Annotated in this window: 14 protein-coding genes; 7 read left to right on the top strand and 7 right to left on the bottom strand. The window is 50.4% G+C overall.

Annotation, left to right across the window (positions count from 1 at the left end; all coding sequences use genetic code 11):
- Position 1 precedes the first annotated feature (1 nt).
- Complete coding sequence (gene menA / locus ACUVQO_RS03655; RefSeq protein ID WP_445924538.1) at positions 2-913, bottom strand: 2-carboxy-1,4-naphthoquinone phytyltransferase; 912 nt, start codon at positions 911-913, stop codon at positions 2-4.
- 202 nt (positions 914-1115) lie between these two features.
- Here menA and ACUVQO_RS03650 point away from each other — a divergent pair, with 202 nt between their 5' ends.
- From ACUVQO_RS03650 to menB, 3 genes are all read left to right on the top strand, one after another.
- Positions 1116-2564 (top strand): isochorismate synthase, encoded by a 1449-nt coding sequence (locus ACUVQO_RS03650; RefSeq protein ID WP_445924537.1) that lies wholly within the window; start codon positions 1116-1118, stop codon positions 2562-2564.
- Between the two features lie 134 nt (positions 2565-2698).
- Positions 2699-4480 carry a 2-succinyl-5-enolpyruvyl-6-hydroxy-3-cyclohexene-1-carboxylic-acid synthase gene (gene menD / locus ACUVQO_RS03645; RefSeq protein WP_445924536.1) on the top strand — a complete coding sequence of 594 codons (1782 nt, stop codon included), beginning with the start codon at positions 2699-2701 and terminating at the stop codon, positions 4478-4480.
- A complete protein-coding gene (gene menB, locus ACUVQO_RS03640) occupies positions 4470-5303 on the top strand; it encodes a 1,4-dihydroxy-2-naphthoyl-CoA synthase (protein WP_445924535.1) in 834 nt (277 codons plus the stop codon). Before menD ends, menB begins: the two co-directional genes overlap by 11 nt.
- A 101-nt stretch (positions 5304-5404) precedes the next feature.
- Here the strand turns inward: menB and ACUVQO_RS03635 are convergent, their stop codons facing one another.
- Together ACUVQO_RS03635 and ACUVQO_RS03630 are read right to left on the bottom strand one after the other, a co-directional pair.
- Positions 5405-5701, bottom strand: coding sequence for a hypothetical protein (locus tag ACUVQO_RS03635; protein WP_445924534.1), 297 nt, complete (start codon positions 5699-5701; stop codon positions 5405-5407).
- A 432-nt stretch (positions 5702-6133) separates the two neighbouring features.
- The gene (locus tag ACUVQO_RS03630; protein ID WP_445924533.1) at positions 6134-6715 is read right to left on the bottom strand and encodes a DUF721 domain-containing protein; all 582 of its coding nucleotides are present in this window, start codon (positions 6713-6715) and stop codon (positions 6134-6136) included.
- Between the two features lie 257 nt (positions 6716-6972).
- Here ACUVQO_RS03630 and ACUVQO_RS03625 point away from each other — a divergent pair, with 257 nt between their 5' ends.
- Both ACUVQO_RS03625 and ACUVQO_RS03620 read left to right on the top strand, forming a co-directional pair.
- Complete coding sequence (locus ACUVQO_RS03625; protein ID WP_445924532.1) at positions 6973-8508, top strand: SPOR domain-containing protein; 1536 nt, start codon at positions 6973-6975, stop codon at positions 8506-8508.
- A gap of 95 nt (positions 8509-8603) precedes the next feature.
- Positions 8604-9362 (top strand): PspA/IM30 family protein, encoded by a 759-nt coding sequence (locus ACUVQO_RS03620; RefSeq protein WP_445924531.1) that lies wholly within the window; start codon positions 8604-8606, stop codon positions 9360-9362.
- Between the two features lie 214 nt (positions 9363-9576).
- Here the strand turns inward: ACUVQO_RS03620 and ACUVQO_RS03615 are convergent, their stop codons facing one another.
- The gene (locus ACUVQO_RS03615) at positions 9577-9945 is read right to left on the bottom strand and encodes a hypothetical protein (RefSeq protein WP_445924530.1); all 369 of its coding nucleotides are present in this window, start codon (positions 9943-9945) and stop codon (positions 9577-9579) included.
- A gap of 133 nt (positions 9946-10078) precedes the next feature.
- Here ACUVQO_RS03615 and ACUVQO_RS03610 point away from each other — a divergent pair, with 133 nt between their 5' ends.
- Complete coding sequence (locus ACUVQO_RS03610) at positions 10079-11005, top strand: histone deacetylase family protein (RefSeq protein WP_445924529.1); 927 nt, start codon at positions 10079-10081, stop codon at positions 11003-11005.
- 81 nt (positions 11006-11086) lie between these two features.
- Here the strand turns inward: ACUVQO_RS03610 and ACUVQO_RS03605 are convergent, their stop codons facing one another.
- Positions 11087-12739, bottom strand: coding sequence for an ArnT family glycosyltransferase (locus tag ACUVQO_RS03605; RefSeq protein WP_445924528.1), 1653 nt, complete (start codon positions 12737-12739; stop codon positions 11087-11089).
- 225 nt (positions 12740-12964) lie between these two features.
- On the bottom strand, positions 12965-14587 hold the full coding sequence (locus ACUVQO_RS03600; protein ID WP_445924527.1) for a hypothetical protein: 1623 nt from the start codon (positions 14585-14587) through the stop codon (positions 12965-12967).
- A gap of 186 nt (positions 14588-14773) precedes the next feature.
- On the opposite strand from ACUVQO_RS03600, the gene ACUVQO_RS03595 reads away from it, so the two are divergent.
- Positions 14774-15910, top strand: coding sequence for a Gfo/Idh/MocA family oxidoreductase (locus ACUVQO_RS03595; RefSeq protein WP_445924526.1), 1137 nt, complete (start codon positions 14774-14776; stop codon positions 15908-15910).
- Between the two features lie 118 nt (positions 15911-16028).
- On the opposite strand, the gene ACUVQO_RS03590 is transcribed toward ACUVQO_RS03595, so the two are convergent.
- Positions 16029-19385 carry a GAF domain-containing sensor histidine kinase gene (locus tag ACUVQO_RS03590; RefSeq protein WP_445924525.1) on the bottom strand — a complete coding sequence of 1119 codons (3357 nt, stop codon included), beginning with the start codon at positions 19383-19385 and terminating at the stop codon, positions 16029-16031.
- Positions 19386-19597 lie beyond the last annotated feature (212 nt).

The raw sequence follows: 19597 nt of genomic DNA, 5'->3' as shown, positions 1-19597 counted from the left end.
ATTAGCCCCACATTGCTTCCAGCATGAATCCAACGCCCAGCATCAGCCCCGTCCAGAAGTGCAGGGCAACGGCAATAAAGCGGCAGTAGAGCAGTTTTGCGGGTTCATGGTAATGGCTGCCAATGAAACGGCAGAGCTTCACAGCATAGGGACAGCTGATAAAGACGAGCAGCGTCCAGACTGGGAAAAGTTGGGCCACAATTCCCATGACTGTAAGGCCGTAAATGGTGGCACAAATCCAGGGCAGCAGTTGAGCCGATCGCTGACTCCCCAGACGAACCACGGGCGATTTCTTACCAACAGCGGCATCATCTTCCACCTGATTGAAGTGGGAGCAGAAGAGAATCAGGCTGGTGACCAAACCAATAATCACCGAAGCCGCAAAGTTGGTGACTGACCAGGATTTCGTCTGGCTGTAGTAAACTGCTGCAAAGGCGACAGGCCCAAAGGCAAAGAAGCAGAGAAATTCTCCCCACCCCTGGTAACTCAAGCGAAACGGTGGCCCCTGGTAGATGTAACCGAGAGCACAACAGGCCAGAATTAAGCCAATTACGGTCAGGTCTTGTTGCCAGAAGGCGATCGCCCCAATCCCCATCAGCCCAGTTGCCAGACAGAAATTGCCGCTCCAGAAGATCAGGGATTTATTGCCCGTCAAGTTCACCAGGGAGTTGGCCTTGTTGACATCCACTCCCGTTTCTGAATCAAACACATCATTGCTCAGGTTTTCCCAGGCCAGGATGAGGATCGCGGAAATCAGGAAAGTGGCAAAGATCGCCAGGTGAAGCACACCGGTTTCCGCATAGGCGATCGCTGTTCCCACCCAGATCGGCATAATTGCCACGCTGTACATGGGGGGTTTAATCGCCGCCAGCCAGAGTTTCTTTTTTGCAGGATCAGCAGTTCTGGTGACCATTTTTAGACGTTGTCAAAGGGGCACAATTCGGCTTAAAGTTGCCTCATCATTCTACGATCCAGCGGTTCACAAACTTGCAAGAGAGGCCGAGTCTTCAAATTTTGAAATAAACCTCGTCCCCATCCAGAACTGTAGTTTTTTGCTCTTTTCACGCAAGTTGGAGAACCCCAGGAGTTATTAAAGTTGTGTTAGTTTTTAATACATGCCAGTCACTTTGTATTGCGATCAACTTTTTCATACCTCCAGAAATTTATATCAATTTCTTTCAAATTGTCAGCAAATTTCTGTTGAAAAAAACACCTCTCAAATTGTCAGTATTTCTCTAGAAATTGCTGCAATCGATCCTCTGGTTGTCTTACATGAAATTGCTCAACCTGATCAGTTAAGCTTCTATTTTGAGAAACAGGATACGATCGCAGAAAGTGTCTTTAAGATGCCAGGGGGAGCGATCGCTGCTATCGATTCCGTAGCTCAACTACAAGTGGAAGGACGCGATCGTTTTAGCCAGGTGAAAGCCTTTATCCAATCAACACTGGCTGACACAATCGTGGCTGGCAAAACTAACTTACCCTTCTCCGGCCCCCACTTCTTTTGTAGTTTTGCTTTCGCAGATCACTGCCATAGCCACGACTCCCCAGGCTTTCCAGCCGCAACCGTGTTTCTTCCTCGCTGGCAGGTTTCCTGTTCCGAAAATGGCTGTGTCATCGTCGCCAACTTATTACTTGATCCAGCTACTGCTTTAGAGCGCACCGTCGATACTCTCTGGCAAAACCTTCAAACCATTCGCTCCCTACAGGATGAATTGATCAGTCCAACAATTCAGCAACCAGAATTTTTGCAGCATCAGGATATAACCCCCACAGAAACCTTCAAGCAAGCGGTTCAGTTTGCTTTAGAGTCCATTCAAACCCAGCAATTTAATAAAATTGTCCTGGCTCATGCCATAGAAATGATTTCGCCTCTGGTGTTCAACCCGATTTCTTCCCTGAACAACCTGCGGCAGTTGTACCCCGATTGTTATGTCTTTTCTGCCTGCAATGGACTCGGCCAATATTTCCTGGGAGCCAGTCCGGAGCGGCTTGTCTGTCTACAAAATCATCTGTTAGTGACCGATGCTCTGGCAGGGACTGCACCACGCGGCAAAACAACGCGGGACGATGCCAGACTTGCCAGCAGCCTGTTAACTAATCCCAAAGAAATGCATGAGCATCAGGTGGTGATTGATTTCTTGAGCAGTCAGCTAACTCAGTTAGGCCTATCTCCCGAACGATTTCCCCTCCGCCTGCGCCAACTACCAAACATTCAGCATCTGCACACCCCCATTCGCGCCCTGGTTCCCTCCCGGGTTCATTTACTGGATGTGGTGGCGGCTCTTCATCCCACTCCAGCGGTGGCCGGACTGCCGCGAGAAATCACCTGCGCTCAGATCGATCGCCTAGAGCCGTTTGCCCGATCGCTTTATGCAGGCCCGATCGGCTGGGTAAATTACAAAGGCGACGGGGAATTTGCGGTAGGCATTCGCTCTGCCCTGGTGGAAGGGGGCCGTGCCCGTCTATTTGCAGGTGCCGGCATCGTCCAGGGATCAGATCCGGAGCGGGAACTGGCCGAGGTGCAATTGAAGCTACAGGTGTTGAGGGCAGCTTTGGTGTAAGTTCGTCGCAAGATGGCGGTAAAGATGGTTCAGCAAGCCGTCTGTACGGGATAGTGGGATGATGGGAAGGGTTGGGTGGATGGCCGTTGTGTGAGCCTCAATATCCTTCCTGTCTAGCAGGATTGTTCCCTTGTATGACGACGATCGACTTTACGAATACCAATCTGCTCTGGACTTCGATCCTGGCAGAAACTTTATACCGACTGGGGTTGACGATTGCCATTATCTGCCCAGGATCTCGCTCCGCGCCGCTAACGGTAGCCTTTGCTAATCACCCTGAGATCGAAGCCATTCCCATCCTGGATGAGCGATCGGCGGCTTTTTTTGCCTTAGGTCTGGCGCGTCAGCGGCATGTTCCAGTGGCGCTGGTCTGCACCTCTGGAACCGCTGGGGCAAACTTTTTTCCAGCCGTGATTGAAGCCAGAGAAAGTCAGGTGCCTTTGCTGGTGATTACTGCCGATCGTCCTCCAGAACTGCGGGATTGTAATGCCGGGCAGGCGATCAATCAGAATTATCTCTACGGCTCCTTCCCCAACTGGTACACCGAACTGGCCCTACCCTCTCTGGACAACAAGATGCTCCAGTACCTGCGCCAAACCCTGATCCACGCCTGGGAACAAACCCTTTATCCGGTTGCTGGCCCTGTCCATCTTAACCAAGCCTTCCGGGAACCCCTCGCCCCCCTCCCCGAACCTCAAGCCCAGGCCCAATCCCTCTCCTTTAACCCCACCCACTTCTTCGCTTCCCTCCCTCTCCCTCGCACAGATGTTTTGTCGAAACGTCCTTCCCCCCCCTCCCCTCCTCCCCTCCTCCCCCTCTCCACCTGGCACTCCTGCCAACAGGGCTTAATTATCGCAGGCCCATCCCAACCCGCAAATCCAGAGGCTTATTGTAAGGCGATCGCCCAGCTTTCCCAATCCCTTAACTACCCGGTGCTGGCCGAAGGTTTATCTCCCCTGCGAAACTACGCCGACCTCAACCCCCATCTGATCACGACCTATGATGTGATCCTGCGAAATGCTGGTCTGGCAGAAAAACTATCGCCAGAGGTAGTCATTCGGATTGGGGAAATGCCTACCAGCAAACAGTTACGCACCTGGCTGGAAAAAACTCAACCCCGCCAATGGATCATCGCCCCTAGTGGCCGTAATCTGGATCCCTTGCACGGTGCAACGACCCACCTGCATCTCACCCTTGATGATCTGGTCTCCCGGTTAGAGCAACCCCCTACAGTCAATCCCTATACTGAAGCCTGGTGTACCGCAGACGCCCTCGTGAGGGAAGCGATCGACCAGGTTATGAGCAACACCAGCGATTTGTTTGAAGGCAAAGTCGCCTGGTTGCTGTCCAAAATCCTGCCTCCTGATACGCCCCTATTTATCAGCAGCAGTATGCCCGTCCGGGATGTGGAGTTTTTCTGGAGTCCTAACAATTCTCGCGCCAAACCCTTTTTTAACCGGGGTGCAAATGGCATTGATGGCAGCCTTTCCACAGCGTTAGGGATCGCTCACCACCAACCTCCCAGCGTTATGCTGACGGGTGATTTGGCTCTATTACATGACACCAACGGGTTTCTGCTCAGAACTGCGTTTCACGGACATCTCACCATCTTGCTGATTAATAACCAGGGAGGTGGCATTTTTGAGATGCTGCCGATCGCCGCCTTTGATCCCCCCTTTGAAACCTTCTTTGCCACGCCCCAAGTAGTTGATTTCGGGACGCTCTGCGCCGCTTATGGAGTGGAGCATGAAAGGATTCAGGATTGGAGTCAGTTGGCCCAACGGTTAAATCCCTTACCAGATTCCGGTATGCGAGTATTGGAAATTTGTACCGATCGCAAGGCAGATGCCCAATGGCGGCAAAATAATTTAGGAACATTCGCTGCAAACATTGCCCTATATCCCTATGCACGTTGACTGGCAAGTTGCCAAAACCTACGAAGACATCCTGTATCACAAGGCCGATGGCATGGCCAAAATCACGATTAACCGTCCCCACAAACGCAATGCCTTTCGCCCGGAGACAGTCTTTGAACTGTATGACGCTTTTTCCAATGCCCGCGAAGATCCCCGGATTGGAGTGGTACTGTTTACCGGGGCAGGCCCCCATACGGATGGCAAATATGCCTTTTGTGCGGGTGGAGATCAGAGTGTGCGAGGGCAGGCCGGATACATTGACGCTCAGGGAGTGCCTCGCCTGAATGTGCTGGATTTACAGAAGTTAATCCGCTCTATGCCCAAAGTGGTGATTGCCCTGGTCGCTGGCTATGCGATCGGCGGTGGTCATGTCTTACATATTCTTTGCGACTTGACGATCGCTGCAGACAATGCCATCTTTGGTCAGACTGGCCCCAAGGTCGGCAGTTTCGACGGGGGCTTTGGCTCCAGTTACCTGGCTCGCATTGTTGGTCAGAAAAAAGCCCGCGAAATCTGGTATCTCTGCCGCCAGTACAATGCTCAACAGGCACTGGAAATGGGTCTTGTGAATTGCGTGGTGCCCGTCGAGCAGCTAGAAGCTGAAGGCATTCAATGGGCACAGGAAATCCTGGAGAAAAGCCCAATCGCCATTCGCTGCCTGAAAGCCGCCTTTAATGCCGATTGCGATGGTCAGGCGGGATTGCAGGAGCTGGCCGGAAATGCCACGCTGCTGTATTACATGACCGAAGAAGGCTGTGAAGGAAAACAAGCCTTTCTGGAGAAGCGATCGCCCGATTTCCGGCAATATCCCTGGTTGCCGTAGAGGAAGTTTTAAGTTTTAAGTTAGGAGTTCAACTTAAAACTTAAAATTTTTCTCATGCCTCAAGCATGGTGACTGGCCACCCAGCTTTTCTGTAAAGCTCACTACGATCCCACTACAATCACTGGAACTGACTGGGCTATTTCGGTTAGTTCTTCCGTAGTCGCCTCATCTGTATGAGCCATGATCGCTTCTTGCAGTTCCAGTACTTTTTGTGGCCAGAGCATCATATCGCCAAAATCTTTCCAGGTAGAAACAAAGGGTGAAGCAACCAAATTGCACGCCTCCCATTGACTTTTTACACCCACGTTTAATTTATTACAGTGTCCCCCACGTCGGCCCTGAGGAGTGTAGTACCGACAGTGACGACAGAGAAAGGTGGAAGAAGAAGTATGATTCATAGATGTTTCTCTTAAAAGGAGGAAGACTACTGATCTCCATTGTCAGACAAGAGCATTTGAGTCACTTTGTCACACTAATTCCTAGAGCCACAGCCCCGCTTAACTTTGTGGGGATCATTGTTAAAATTCGAGTTTTAGATTGTCTTCAGATTCTTGAAAACAGATAGGAAGTTTCCTTGAAAGTAAGCTGAAATTATCACCTACGGCCAATCTATACCTGAGGTGGGATTAAGAAAGGGTGGCAGATCTGCTCTTTCAAAAATGCTGATTTTCCAGCGATTTTAACTGCCCAATTTTTGCTCTGATATCCGTACTTTCTTTTAGATTTGGATCAATAAACAAAAACTACTCGGTGAGTCTTTAAGCAAATCTGAGCAGTTCTGAGTAAATATCTGTAAAGAACGAATCACTCCGTATTCCCATCAATTTTTACTACCAATGTTTTGCTGCACAGACTGCACACCGCTGCCAACGGGCGAGTTCTCCTGGCGGTGTAGGACAGTGGCAGTGTGGACACAAAGGCAGGTCTTTTGACCGCGATCGCATCCTAGCCGCCCAGGTTTGAAAGGCCATTACTGGATCCATCGGGGAGTCGTGTGATTCCGGATGGTGCGATCGCTGACTTTCCTGGCTGTTGGACGATCTGAGTAGCCGACTGGGATGCTCCCGCCAGAGTGCCGTTTGCTGCTCATCCCCTGGAAAGGAAGCCAAAGACGCTACTTCATGCCATTGGGCTGTCGAAAACCGGATGTCTTTAATGGAAAAAGGCAGTGCTGTATTTAACTTTTCTAAAATTCGCTGACGTTCAAAAACCAGATTTTGTGCCCAGGCAGCACTCGAAGTAGCCACCTTTAAAATTCCTCGCTGTATGTTGTAAGGCCGTGTCTGGGCCGCCACAACACTGCCCACGACCTCACCCCAGCACCCCTGCACCTGTGCTAAACGATGGGCATCCTGTCGCTTGTATTGTCCTTCCAAATTGCCTAAAACTCGGTTCAAAGGTTGCAGAGACATGGTGTTAGAGGGGATTTAACCGAAAAAACTAATTCATTAATGCGTAAAGAAGTGTATAACTTTGGCTCTACATCTACTCAAACCAGAACAAATTGGAAATACTGTACGGGATTTCGCTAATGTTTTGGCAAATTAAACTATATTTAGCGTGATATACCTCATTCTATGTGTTGCTTCCTCTATGTTTAGAAGATTCTTTTTAGAAGACTAGATAGACCCAGGTACTTCAAGCAAGAAGTTGGTTAGGAGTTCTAGTTATGCATCCATCTTCCACCCTCTATTCTTCCCCTCAAGCCCCTCAGTCTGACAGTTTACATCCCGTGCTCAAGGATGCTCTGGGTAGCCTGGATGTGCAATTAGAGGAAGAGTTAACTCGCTATCGACGGCTGAGAGTACTGGGTAAATCCGGGTATAGCCCTCGTCAGACTACTTCTAAAGGAACGGCGAGCGTGCAACCATCACCTGCGATCGCTCCAGTGACAAACCATTCTCCTATCCCTTCCCAGTCTCCAGAGGCAGGAACCGCAACCAGGACGGAAGTTGAAGCAGCATCCGTGGAAGTCACATCAACCAACCCTGCAGACTCTCAATCCCATTGGGAATTACAGGAGCTGGCGAAACGCTATGCAGCCCAGATTCATCAGGAAGCTGAATTAGCTGCTGCTACCGATGGCCCCAATGACTATCTGGAATCATCTGAAGAATTGCTCAGAAGTTTGGCGGAGGAAGAAGCCAGCGTTCAAGCAGAAGAAAGCTTTTTGAAGAGCTTATCTACTCCTCTGGGAATTGGCTCGATGCTGCTGCTGCTGGTTTCCAGTGCCATGTTTGGGTTTGTGATTATGAACCCCTCCAGCATGACTCACTGGTTTAGTCAGCAAAAGCCTGAAGTGGCAACCAATTCACTGACCCCTGCAAATCCCAGTTCTACGGCTCCTGCAGAGGCTCTGAATTCCTCCGATGTGCCTCAGCCGAACCTGGCGAACCAGGAATTTCCAGATTTGAATCTGTCTACGCTGGCATCGCTTCCGGTCGATCGCACTTCCACCCCTAAACCTGGAAAACTTCCTGGAAAGCCAGCGATCGCTCCCGGCGAAGATGCTAAGAAAGCCAACCTGGGCATTTCTGGTAAGTCCACTCTAACAACTGCGACTCAACCCCGCCCTGTTAAGCCTGCCGTACCTGCTGCTCCTCAAGCCCCTTCATCCACTCCAGAGTCTGCGGCTCCACCTGTTGAGGTTCCCTCCCCCCGTCGGCTGGCTCCTACCACAGGCTACAATCCCTCCCCTGCATCGATCTACCGTGCTCCCGCCCCTCCAGTGCAACCCTACAATCCCGCCCCTTCTGCCCGCTCCTATTCTGCTCCTGCAGCCAAACCGGTTCGCCCCCATGGCTCTACTCCCAAACCTGCAGCCTCTGGAAAACCTGCCAGCACTCCTCAAACCTCCAAATCTGCCCCACCTACACCTTCTCTTCCAGCGCTGAAACTCAATCCTGATCCCACTCTGGACAGATCAATCTCTCCCACTCCAAGCAATAGTTATGCTCCCAGTCCCTCTCCTGCGGTCAGTTCTTCACCTGCAGCGGCTGCTCCTTATAGATATAAAGTCGTGACCCCGTACAGCAGCGATCGTGCTCTGGAAAAAGCCCGTGAACAGGTTCCCGATGCCTATTTACAGAACTATTCTGATGGAGCTAAAGTCCAGCTTGGGGCTTATGACAATGAATCGACGGCCCAAAAGCGTGCTGAAGAATTACGTCAACAAGGCATCCCAGCCGAAGTATACAAGCCCTGAGGAGTAAGCTCTGAATTAGAAAGGTAGGGTAGTATTTAGAAGAGTTCTTTTTGACTCTTCCAAAAACTACCCTACGTCATTTTCTGGAGATCGCTATGGGATTGTTTGACCGAATCTGGCGAGCGATTCGAGCCAACCTGAATAGTCTGGTCAGTCAGGCTGAAGATCCAGAAAAGATTCTGGAGCAGGCGGTGCTGGATATGCAGGAAGAATTGATTCAACTGCGGCAGGCTGTGGCTCAGGCGATCGCAACTCAAAAACGCACTGAACGACAGTATTCTCAAGCAATTTTGACAGCGGATGAGTGGTACAGGCGGGCACAAATGGCCCTGGAGAAAGGAGATGAAACCCTGGCGCGGGAAGCCTTAACTCGTCGCAAGTCCTACCAGGAAACAGCCAACACGATGAAAACTCAGTTGGATCAGCAAGACGTTGTAGTGAGCCAACTGAAACAGAATATGGTGAAGTTAGAAAGCAAGATATCTGAGGCAAAGACAAAAAAAGATTTGTATATTGCCCGTGCTCGTTCCGCCAAGGCTTCTCAGCAGATTAATGATATGTTAGGGCAAGTCGGTACAGGTAGCGCTATGGCCGCTTTCGAGCGGATGGAAGAGAAGGTACTGCAAATGGAAGCCCAGGCAGAAGCGGTTGCAGAACTGGGTGTTGATGATCTAGAGCGGCGGTTTGAGCAACTGGGTAAAGCCGATGACATTGAATCAGAACTGGCCGCCATGAAATCCCATCAAGAATTGCCAGGAAGCACTCAGTCGGGCCAACTTCCAGCCAGCCCAACAATGCCTGAAACCGACCCCGAACTGGAGCAAATCCGACAACAACTCCGGCAATCGTCATGACCCAATCATCTTATACTGAGCCATCGGGATAGAAAAACGGCCCATTATTTGAAGTTCCTACTTTTGCATCTGACACTAGTAGCCAACACCCCTGGTATCTTAGTAAATTGTTAAGCGTAAATTGTTAAGCGCCACTGCCAGATTAACGGCAATTTCATTATGAGGCAGAGTTCTCCCGTCATTGCCTAAACGTGCCCACTCATATATTGGAGCCTTAGTTTACTGGGTTATCAATAGCACGATCTATTTTATTTGGCTCTTCAGGTAGGAAAGAGTCCTGGGACAACCTAAGGATGGGACTGACCTTCAGAATACCTTCTGTCAGACGCGATCGCGGATCTGCCAAACGTTGAATTTCTTGTTCAAATTGTTCTCGCCCGACTCTGAAAAAATCATCAGCATTCGTCGGGGAGTTAAAGTCGCGCGAAAGCCGTTGCAATGCATAGGAGGGCGTAAAGTAAACACGCATCTGAGGGGTAGGTACCGGGGGCTGAGCGATCGCTGCAGGCATCCAAACACCAGAAAGCAGCCAACCAGCCAGTACCGGGGGAACACCAGTAAAGCGACGATAAACCCGGAGCATCAGTAACCTACCCTGCGTTTCGCAATCCAAAATCCAAAATCCAAAACCCAAAATCTTCTTACTTCCAGAGTAAGGCGGTTTTTGGGGTTCCCTGGGTAATAGGATTGAGGAATACGCCACCTTGCTGTCGCCTATGTTGCCAGTCATTTATTCGGATGAGTTTTTGCTGCACGAAACCGGGTATTTTCATCCTGAGCGTCCCGAACGGTTAACAGCAATCAGAAATGCTTTGTTAGCGTGTCCCTGGGCTGATCTCCTGAGTTGGCACAAACCAACTCCCGTAGAAAAGCGGTCCGTACTAGCCGAGATTGAACAGGTTCATTCGCCTCACTACATTGATGTCGTTCGGCAAATTGCGAATCGCGGTGGTGGCTATCTGGATGCGGATACTCCCGTTTCCCCGCGCAGCTATGAAGTTGCATTACTGGCCGTTAGTGCCTGGTTGGATGGAGTTGATTACGTCCTGAACACGAGAGAGCCTGCGTTTGTCCTGGCCCGTCCACCCGGCCATCATGCCGTTCGGGATCGGGGCATGGGCTTTTGTTTGTTCTCCAATGCGGCGATCGCTGCCTTCTACGCCTTGAAGCAACCGAACGTCAAGCAAGTCGCCATTCTGGACTGGGATGTGCATCACGGGAATGGGACACAGGCGATCGTCGAAACTCACCCCAACATTGCCTATTGTTCATTGCATGAATTCCCCCAATACCCTGGTACCGGAGCCGCATCCGAACAGGGCTTTTACCAGAATGTGCTGAATGTACCCATCAAATCGGGGAGTACGATCGCGATTTACAAAGCCGCTTTTGAGCAGCAAATCATTCCCTTTCTGACTAACTTTCAGCCCGATTTACTAATTATCAGCGCAGGCTATGATGCTAATTCAGACGATCCTTTAGCAGGCATTTCCTTACAGCCTCAAGACTATGGAACGCTCACAACCTATTGCTTACAAATCACTCACCAAATTCTGTTTGGTTTAGAAGGCGGTTATGACCTGAATGCATTGGCTCAGTCCGTTTTAGCGACCATTTCAGCCTGTATTAGCGTGAGTTGCTAGTTAGCCAACAGCCGTTCGCAGGTATAGGCCCAAATCAAACTGGAGACCTTGAACAGAAAGTCTTCAACTGACTCTGTTCGCTCATTGTTCAGCTACTTTCAGTGTTTGCGCCCGATTAACCAGCAACCAGTCTTCTGCCATCCCTAAAACCTGAACGGAGGGTAAAGCGAGTCGTTTCAGTGTGGCCTGATCTGTTAGTAGATAGGGATAAGGTTTTTGTGACCAACGATCCGGAATTTGCTTTTCTGCGATCGGGGTAACCTGCCGATCGCTATAGAAATTCAGCGAGGGCCGTCCATCCGGATAGGAAGTAAGTACCACTGCTCCGGGAGGAGTGTTTTGCTGAATCAGGGCCGCTACAGGCTTTACCGGGTAGCTTTCCTGAAGTTCCCATAACCAGTAGGGAGACACCATCAACAACAGTAGTGACACATAACATCCCCAGATCAGCACCAGAATGAATTGGGAATCCTGGCGGATGACCAGCATCGTCGTCACGGTCAGGGTAACTGCGATCGCGGTCACAATAATGTCTAATATCGGTTGTGGGAATGGCCCCACAGGACTGAAAACAAGGCACAGGATCCAGCCCACCATTGCCAATCCACCCAGCGCCATGATCCACGATCGCGGAAATTTCCCTTGAGCAATGGGACGAATGCCAATGACATCTTTAGGGTTCCAGATAGTTGCCAGCATTGCGCCGGTCACCAACGCCAACACTGGATAGAGCGGCATGATGTACCAGGGAAGTTTGGTTTGCATCAAGGAAATGACGAGCAGATAGACCGCTGACCACAGCAGTACCAGTTTGGCCCAGCCTAACTCTCGGTTTTTCCAGGCCAGCCAGAACCCCTGCGGCAAAAATATAAGCCAGGGCAAGGTATATTTCAGAATTTCCCAGAGGTAATACCAGACAGCTCCTTGATTTCCCTCGACGGGCTTCCAGAGCCGACTGAAGGATTGGTCTACCAGATTGATTCCCAAAAAAGAGGGGCCGTAGCGTGCCCACTGTGCCCAGTACCAGGCGATCGCAGGCGCACTCCCTAACCCCATCCCACACCAGAGATAGCGGCAGGTCAACAACCGGGGCGTATCCCAGACGATGAAGCCAAAGCCAAGGCCAATCAGCAATAAGGCGATCGGTCCCTTCGTCAGCGCCATTAGCCCAAACCCAATGCCAACGCCCAGCCCCCAGCGCAAATCTCGCCGTGCCCGCAATAAACACCAGAGACTGAAGAGAAAAAAACACACCAGGGCACCGTCCAGCATGGCTAACCGCCCATGCCGAACCACAGGCAGCCAGGTCAGATAAATTAAGGCGGCGAATACGGCAGGAGTACGCTTAACGAAAATTTCTCGGCCAATTCCATAAAGCAGGGAAACAGAAAGGGCGGTTAATAGTGCTCCTGGCAGGCGGGCCATCCATTCATTCACACCCCCAATCGCAAAACACTGAGCAATCAGGATATGGATCAGCGTCGGTTTGTTGAGGTATGGTTGTCCTTCCAGAGTGGGATAGAGCCAGGTGAGGGAGCCAGCGGGGAAAGAGGCCGGGTCAGTGTGCGATCGCCAGATTTCCCGTGCTACCTGAGCTACGGTACCTTCGTCCCAGTCTCGCAGGGGTACCCCTCCCAGATTCACGGTCAGTAACAAAAGCGCCGCTGATCCCAAGGCCACCATCCACAGGGGGTCTACCCAGGGCTGAAAGGTGATTCTTTTTAACTTGCCCAACGTGCTACCGTCCCAACTCCCCATCATTGAATGCTTTGCAGTTTCTTAATTGCTTTCATTATCCCACCTTGCCATTATCCTTTCTGTATCCAGTACAGACGTGATTAGTCGCGTCTCTACCCTTTCTCCTACTCTGGGTAGAAAATAGCAGAAGGCAGAAGGGAAAGCCTATTTTCAGGATTGAGGGTGAGCGCAGATTATAACAGGCTTTCCAGGGATCATTTCTCAATAGGCGATCGGGATTGGTTGCAGAGTTTCCGTCGTTTGTCTGATGGGTTGAGGTTGGGAGCGGGGAGTCACTTCCACAAGTTGGTTAGGTTTGGTCAGCTGGCGAATCACGGTAGCCGATTTCTTAGTGGCCTTTGATGCCGCCAGGACAATTCTCCGTTGCCCTTGCTGGTGGGGGCCATGGAGCGATCGCGCTTGAGGACTGGCGATCGCGGATTGAACCGTCTCCAGAGAAATGGGATCTTTACTATCAGCAGGGACATCGACGACTGTCAAATACCCTGTAAAGTTTTTCCCGCCCGCTGTTTGCAGGGTGCGCAAAATTTTCGGCATATCGGATTTCAGCAATTGGCCCTGATCGCTGTACAGTTCCAGGGCCGACAGACAGCCGATGGTTGGGTTCCACTCATAGCTGTTGGGATAGTTCTTATCCTTACCGCTGAAGAAGTCAGGAGATTCACCGGAACCATGAATACGGAATAGACTGCGGCCCGATCGTCCCGCCCAGTAGGTTTGGTGGATAGGACGGTAACTGCGCCAGGATGGAGGTAACAATGCCTGATAATCTTCCAGACTGCCGGTGAACGCTCCGGGACGACCAGGGATAAATTGCTTGGCTCCGGGTTCAAAGGGAACAAACAGGTTCACCAGCGGAAACTGACCGTAGGCCCGAAAAAATTCATCGTTGTGTTGGGATATGGTGCCCTCAATCCGATAGATGCCCTGGGGGGTTTGGCCTCTGGTGAAATTCCAGCCCAGGCCATGAATCGATTCCAACAACAAAGGGACTGACCAGAGTTGGCCATCTTGCTTGACAAACTCGCCATTGCGGTCTTTCAGAATGGCTCGACAGAGGACTCTCCGGTTGGGGCGACAGAGGACATACAGATGCAGTTGTTGCGGTGCGATCGTCCAAGTCAACAAATCCCGCAACGGCGGTAGCGGCTGGGGAGTGGTGGCATCATCAATTTCCTGCAAGGTGGTCTGCAAGAATATATTGGTTCTCCAGCCAGGAAAACGAGATTTAACCTGATTGCCCATCCGTTGCAGTTCCGTGGCAACCATCCCTCCCTTAGCCAATCCCGATAGAGAAACCGCCACCCATTCGGGATTGCTACTTTGCTCGATCGTCTCTAAAAACCGCTGGCCAATAGAGCCATAAAAGTTGGGATCGCCGAGATAAAGCTGCGTCCCAACCTTCATGGCCGTGTCCACAATTGCCTTTTCCGCATCCGATAGCTCGGGACGAACCGTTTGCGCCAGAATTTTGTTGAGGGCTTCGGCGACAAACGGTTCCTGTGGTTCTATGACTGCCGTTGTCCAGAGCAAATGCCGCCAGTGAGATTGATTGGTCTTTTGCAGCGGGAACCGTTCCAGGTCAAAGTTGTCTGGCCGAATCTGGCGTACCTGTTGCTGGCGTTGGAGCACCCTGGCTGAGGAAGTGGCTTGAGGCTGCTTCTGAGCGGTCGCTGGGGTATCTAAAATGCCCGCATTGGATCTGGGGGTAGGCTTGATGGCTAATCCTAGAAGAAACAGCGCACTGGCAGTAGCGATCGCCTTTACAGTGCGTGGGTGGGCCAAAATGCAGGAGGTAAGGGGGGAGTGGAGGAAGCGTCTCATCGTAACGATTCAGACACGAAATAGAACTGAGCGATGGATACGAAGATTCCCTACTTTCTAACATTCCTGTTCCTGAAAACCAAACTGTTTAAAAACCGCAAAAAACTACTGACAAGATTTTCCGGGAAGGAACATCAGAATCGCTCTAGAATTCTTCATAAATTGAGCCACTGTGGTACTATCTGGATGGCTAAAGCGGCTGATTGCAACCAACTAGCCCTTCATGGTGGTGAGGAGATGACAGGAGTGCAAAATAATATATCGTCCAGAGGGTCGGGTACGCATCCCTTGCGTAGTCCATTTGAACCCATCCGTGTAGGTGTGATTGGGGTTGGCAATATGGGACAGCACCATGCCCGCATCCTGAGTATGTTAAAGGATGTAGAAATGGTGGGGGTTTCAGATGTCAATGTGGAGCGAGGAATTGATACAGCGAGCAAGTACCGGGTGCGCTTCTTTGAGGACTACCGCGATCTGTTGCCCCACGTTGATGCAGTCTGTGTTGCCGTTCCTACCCGCATACACCACAGCGTTGGTATGGCATGTTTACAGGCTGGAGTGCATGTACTGATTGAAAAACCAATCGCAGCCAGCATTGTGGAAGCGGAATCTTTAGTGAATGCCGCTGCCGAGTCTCAATGTATTCTCCAGGTCGGCCATATTGAGCGGTTTAACCCAGCCTTCCAGGAATTGAGCAAGGTGCTGAAAACCGAAGAATTGCTGGCCTTAGAAGCTCACCGAATGAGTCCCTATTCGCAGCGGGCCAATGATGTCTCAGTCGTCCTCGACCTGATGATTCATGACATTGATTTGCTGCTGGAACTGGCTGCGGCGCCTGTGGTCAGATTAACGGCCAGCGGTAGTCGTGCTTCCGGTTCCGGCTATCTCGATTACGTCACGGCAACCTTGGGATTTGCCAATGGTATTGTCGCCACCCTGACTTCCAGCAAAGTTACCCACCGCAAAATTCGACGGATTGCGGCTCACTGCAAGAACTCCCTGACTGAAGCCGACTTCCTAAATCACGAAATCCTGATCCATCGGCAAACGACTGCTAACTGCATGACCGATTACGGCCAGGTACTCTATCGACAAGATGGCTTGATCGAAAAGGTCTACACCAGCAATATCGAGCCACTGCATGCCGAGCTAGAACATTTTGTCGCCTGTGTGCGGGGAGGCAATCAACCTTCTGTCGGAGGAGAACAGGCCCTCAAAGCCTTGCGTTTAGCCAGCTTGATTGAACAAATTGCCCTGGATGGTCAACCCTGGCAGCAAGATTTGGAGGTGCATACGCCTCATCTTCCTGTAGTGGCGGTGTAAAGGTAGAAAACGGGGGAGGCAGAAGGCAGAAGCAGGAGACAGCTTATCCTTGGAATACCATTCTCCAAAAAAAATTTAGGAGTGGATGTTGCCTTCTGCCCTCTGTTTGAATTCCTACTTAGCGATCGCTAATGTCTGTTTTGCCGGACTGTTTTGCCGGAATTTCAACTAAAAAGGTTGTCCCCTGACCGGGTTGCGACTCACAGTTGAAAGTACCTCCATGCTTTTCTACGACAATTTTGTAACTGATGGAAAGCCCTAACCCGGTCCCCTTCCCCACAGGCTTGGTGGTGAAGAAAGGATCAAAAATTCGCCGTCTCACGGCTTCCGGTATTCCCGGCCCGTTGTCAGAAAATCGAATTTGTACCCGCTGATCGTCCGTGATCTGAGTTTGAATCCGAATGGTGGGTGAGCTGCAGGGCAGTTCAGCGTCAGGGCGGGAAGGGGAGCGATCGCATGTACCCCCCGGTTGGTTAGTTTGTGCCCAGTGTCCATTACTGTGAGCATCCTCCAAGGCTTCGATCGCATTGCCTAAAACATTCATAAATACCTGGTTAAGTTGCCCTGCATAACACTCCACCAGTGGCAGATTGCCGTATTCCTTAATAATCGTAATCCCCGGCCGATCGGATTTTGGCTTCAGTCGGTGTTGCAAGATCATTAGGGTACTATCAATCCCATCATGGATATCGACAGGCTTCATTTCTGCCTGATCCAGACGGGAGAAGTTACGGAGAGACAGCACAATTTGTCGGATGCGATCGACCCCTATTCTCATCGAAGACAGGGTTTTTTGCAAATCCTCAGTGAGGAATTCCAGATCAATGGCTTCGGCGCGATCGCAAATGGCTTGCACCGGATCTGGATAATGCTGCTGATAAAGCTCCACCAAACCCAGCAAATCTTGAGCATAGCTACTGACATGAGCTAGATTTCCGTAAATAAAATTCACCGGGTTATTAATTTCATGGGCGACTCCAGCCACCAACTGACCCAGGCTAGACATTTTCTCTGTTTGAATCAAATGAGCTTGAGCCTGTTTCAAATCATCCAGAGCCTGGGCTAATTGCTTGGCCTGGTGCTGAGTTTGAGCAAGTAAGTCAGCCTGTTGATAGGCCACCCCCAGTTGTCCAGCCACCTGAGTGAAAAAATTCACTTCCGACTCTGTCCACTGCCGGGGAGCAGTATGCTGGTAAGCGGCCAACAGTCCCCACAGGGTACGGCCCACAAAAATTGGAGCAATCAACTGAGCCTTGATCTGAAATTGCGCCAGCATATCCAGGTGGCAATCGGCAAATCCAGCCTGGTTCACATCATGCACCACCAGCACCTCATGATTGCGGTAGCGGCCTCCCTGAGTGTCTTGCAAGTAGGTGTCATTCCAAACGGTGCTGCTACCCGATTTTTGATTTTCTTTCCAGGTAGGATTAGTCGCTTCAAAATTGCTCACAAATTGGCCGCCCCAATCGGCATTGAAGCGGTAAACGACAACGCGATCGGCCCCCAATAAATGACAAGCGCCCTGGGTTGCGCTTTGAAAAAGTGTATTTACATCCAGGGACTCTCGCATCTTAGCCACCACATCAAACAACATTTGCTGTTGCTCAGCGATGCGCCGTAATTCCATGGCTTGTTGCTGAGTTTGAGTCAGTAATTCTCCTTGCTGTAGGGCTATATCCAGTTGGGCAGCAATCTGAGTCACAAATTGAATGTCCATGGTGCTCCAGGCTCGCGCTTCTGTACAGCTATGCACACCCAGTAACCCCCACAATTCATTGCCTTTCCGCAGGGGCAAAAGGAGATTAGCGACAACTTGCAGATTGGTTAATAATTCACGATGACAGTCCTGTAGTTCAGCATCATGAATGCTGGCTATGGCATAAACTTTGCCCTGTTGATACTCAGCCGCATATTTTTCACCGAAGCAGTGATCGTGGATCACTCGACCTAGGGTAGCCACAAAGGGTGGTACAACCTCTTCCGCAACGACCTGACCAGAGTCAAAATTAGAGTCTGAATCGAAGCGGAAAATGATTACGCGATCGACCTGCAGCGATCGCTGCACTTCTGTCACCGTCGTTTTGAAAATATGCTCCAGATCCAGCGATTCCCGAATCTTGGTAACGACTCGCAGCAAAACTGCCTGTTGTTCTCCAGCCAGTTGCAATTCAGCCGTGCGCTTTGCCACCTGTGCTTCCAATTCGGTATTGAAGGCTTGTGTTTGCTGATGCATGGCATACTGTTGAATTGCCGTGGCAAATTGATAACCTAATGCCTGTGCCAACTCCACATCTGCCTCAGTCCATTGATGCAGTTGTCCCTGTTTTGATTCTTTCCAGGCCTCAAAAGACAGTCGGGGTTGCACCTGCCGTTCATCTGGATCGAACCATCCCGCCCACAGCGTTTCCACTGCAATTTCAGAACGAAAAACGGTCAAGTAGCCCAGAAGTTGTTCGCGATATTGCAAGGGAACAGCCAGGATGCCACGAATCAAGGTGGATTTGAAAGCAGGTTGGAGATAGCGTAACTCAGACACTTGATATAGGTCAGGAATCACCCACGCAGTCTCAGGCTGAGCCGTGAAATGATCCTGCCAGATGGAATATTGCTCCATGCAGTGAAACTGCATTTGTTCTGGGGGTATGGGTTGGGAGCCACAGGTATATAAGGTTCCGGTTGACAGAGGCAGATTCTCTTCAGGAACAGCAACCTTGGCATTGAAGGTAGTTGGCAGTAAATAAAGCCTGCCACCTGACCCATTGAGTGCGGTGACAGTTTCTTCTAGGGCCGTCTGCAGTTCGAGCTTCGAAAGGGAATGTAACAAGTCTGCAACCCGGTTGACAGTGGCTTCCCGTTGTGCCTTTTCCTGGACTCGGCACAATAATTCAGCTTGCGCGATCGCAACTGAAAACTGGTTCACTACCATTTGCAACATCTGTAGCTCTTCCAGGGGAATGTCTCGCGCTTCTGCGTGGTGAGCTACCAATAACCCCCACAAATGATTCTGATGGATGATCGGTACAACGGCTGAAGATTGCACCCCCATTGCCGTCAAGTACTTTTGATGGCAGGGATCGACCTGACGGTAGGCAATTTCTTCAGCATCCAGAGTTATATCCATTTCGGGTAAAATGCTTTGCCCAATTTTCCCCGTAGCTACATTTACAATTGAGCGCACCTTTGACCGAACAAAAAGTTCACGATAGGAAGCAGGAATATCATCTTTGGGGAAGTTTAAACCTAATAAGGAAGGTAATCGCTGCAAATTAACTGATTCAGCAATCACCTGGCCACTCTCATCGGGGTGGAATTTGTATACCATCACGCGATCGCAATGCAAAAAGAGTCTGACTTTATTTGCGGCAGCTTGAAGAATACTCTGCAGATCTAGCGATCGTTGGATGCTATCAGTAATACAACTCAGAAGATCAGTTAATTTTCGATTTTCTAAATGCGGTTCACTAGGGCTATGCATTTTTATTTTCCCCAACTAACTACTTTTATCCTGTAAATCTCTGGGCGGTATGAAAAAAACTTTGCGCTCAGTATAGACAATTTTCTACAAATTTCTAAGGGATCAGTATGGAAATTTCTAAGGGATCAGTATGGAAATTTCTAAGGGATCAGTATGGGCAAATCTTGAAGCGAAATCACCCAGGCGTGGCCGGATTTTGAGGGATTTTTTAC

Source organism: Leptodesmis sp. (assembly GCF_052746595.1).
The sequence above is the reverse complement of the archived record's forward strand: the minus strand, read 5'-3'. Positions and strand labels throughout refer to the sequence as shown.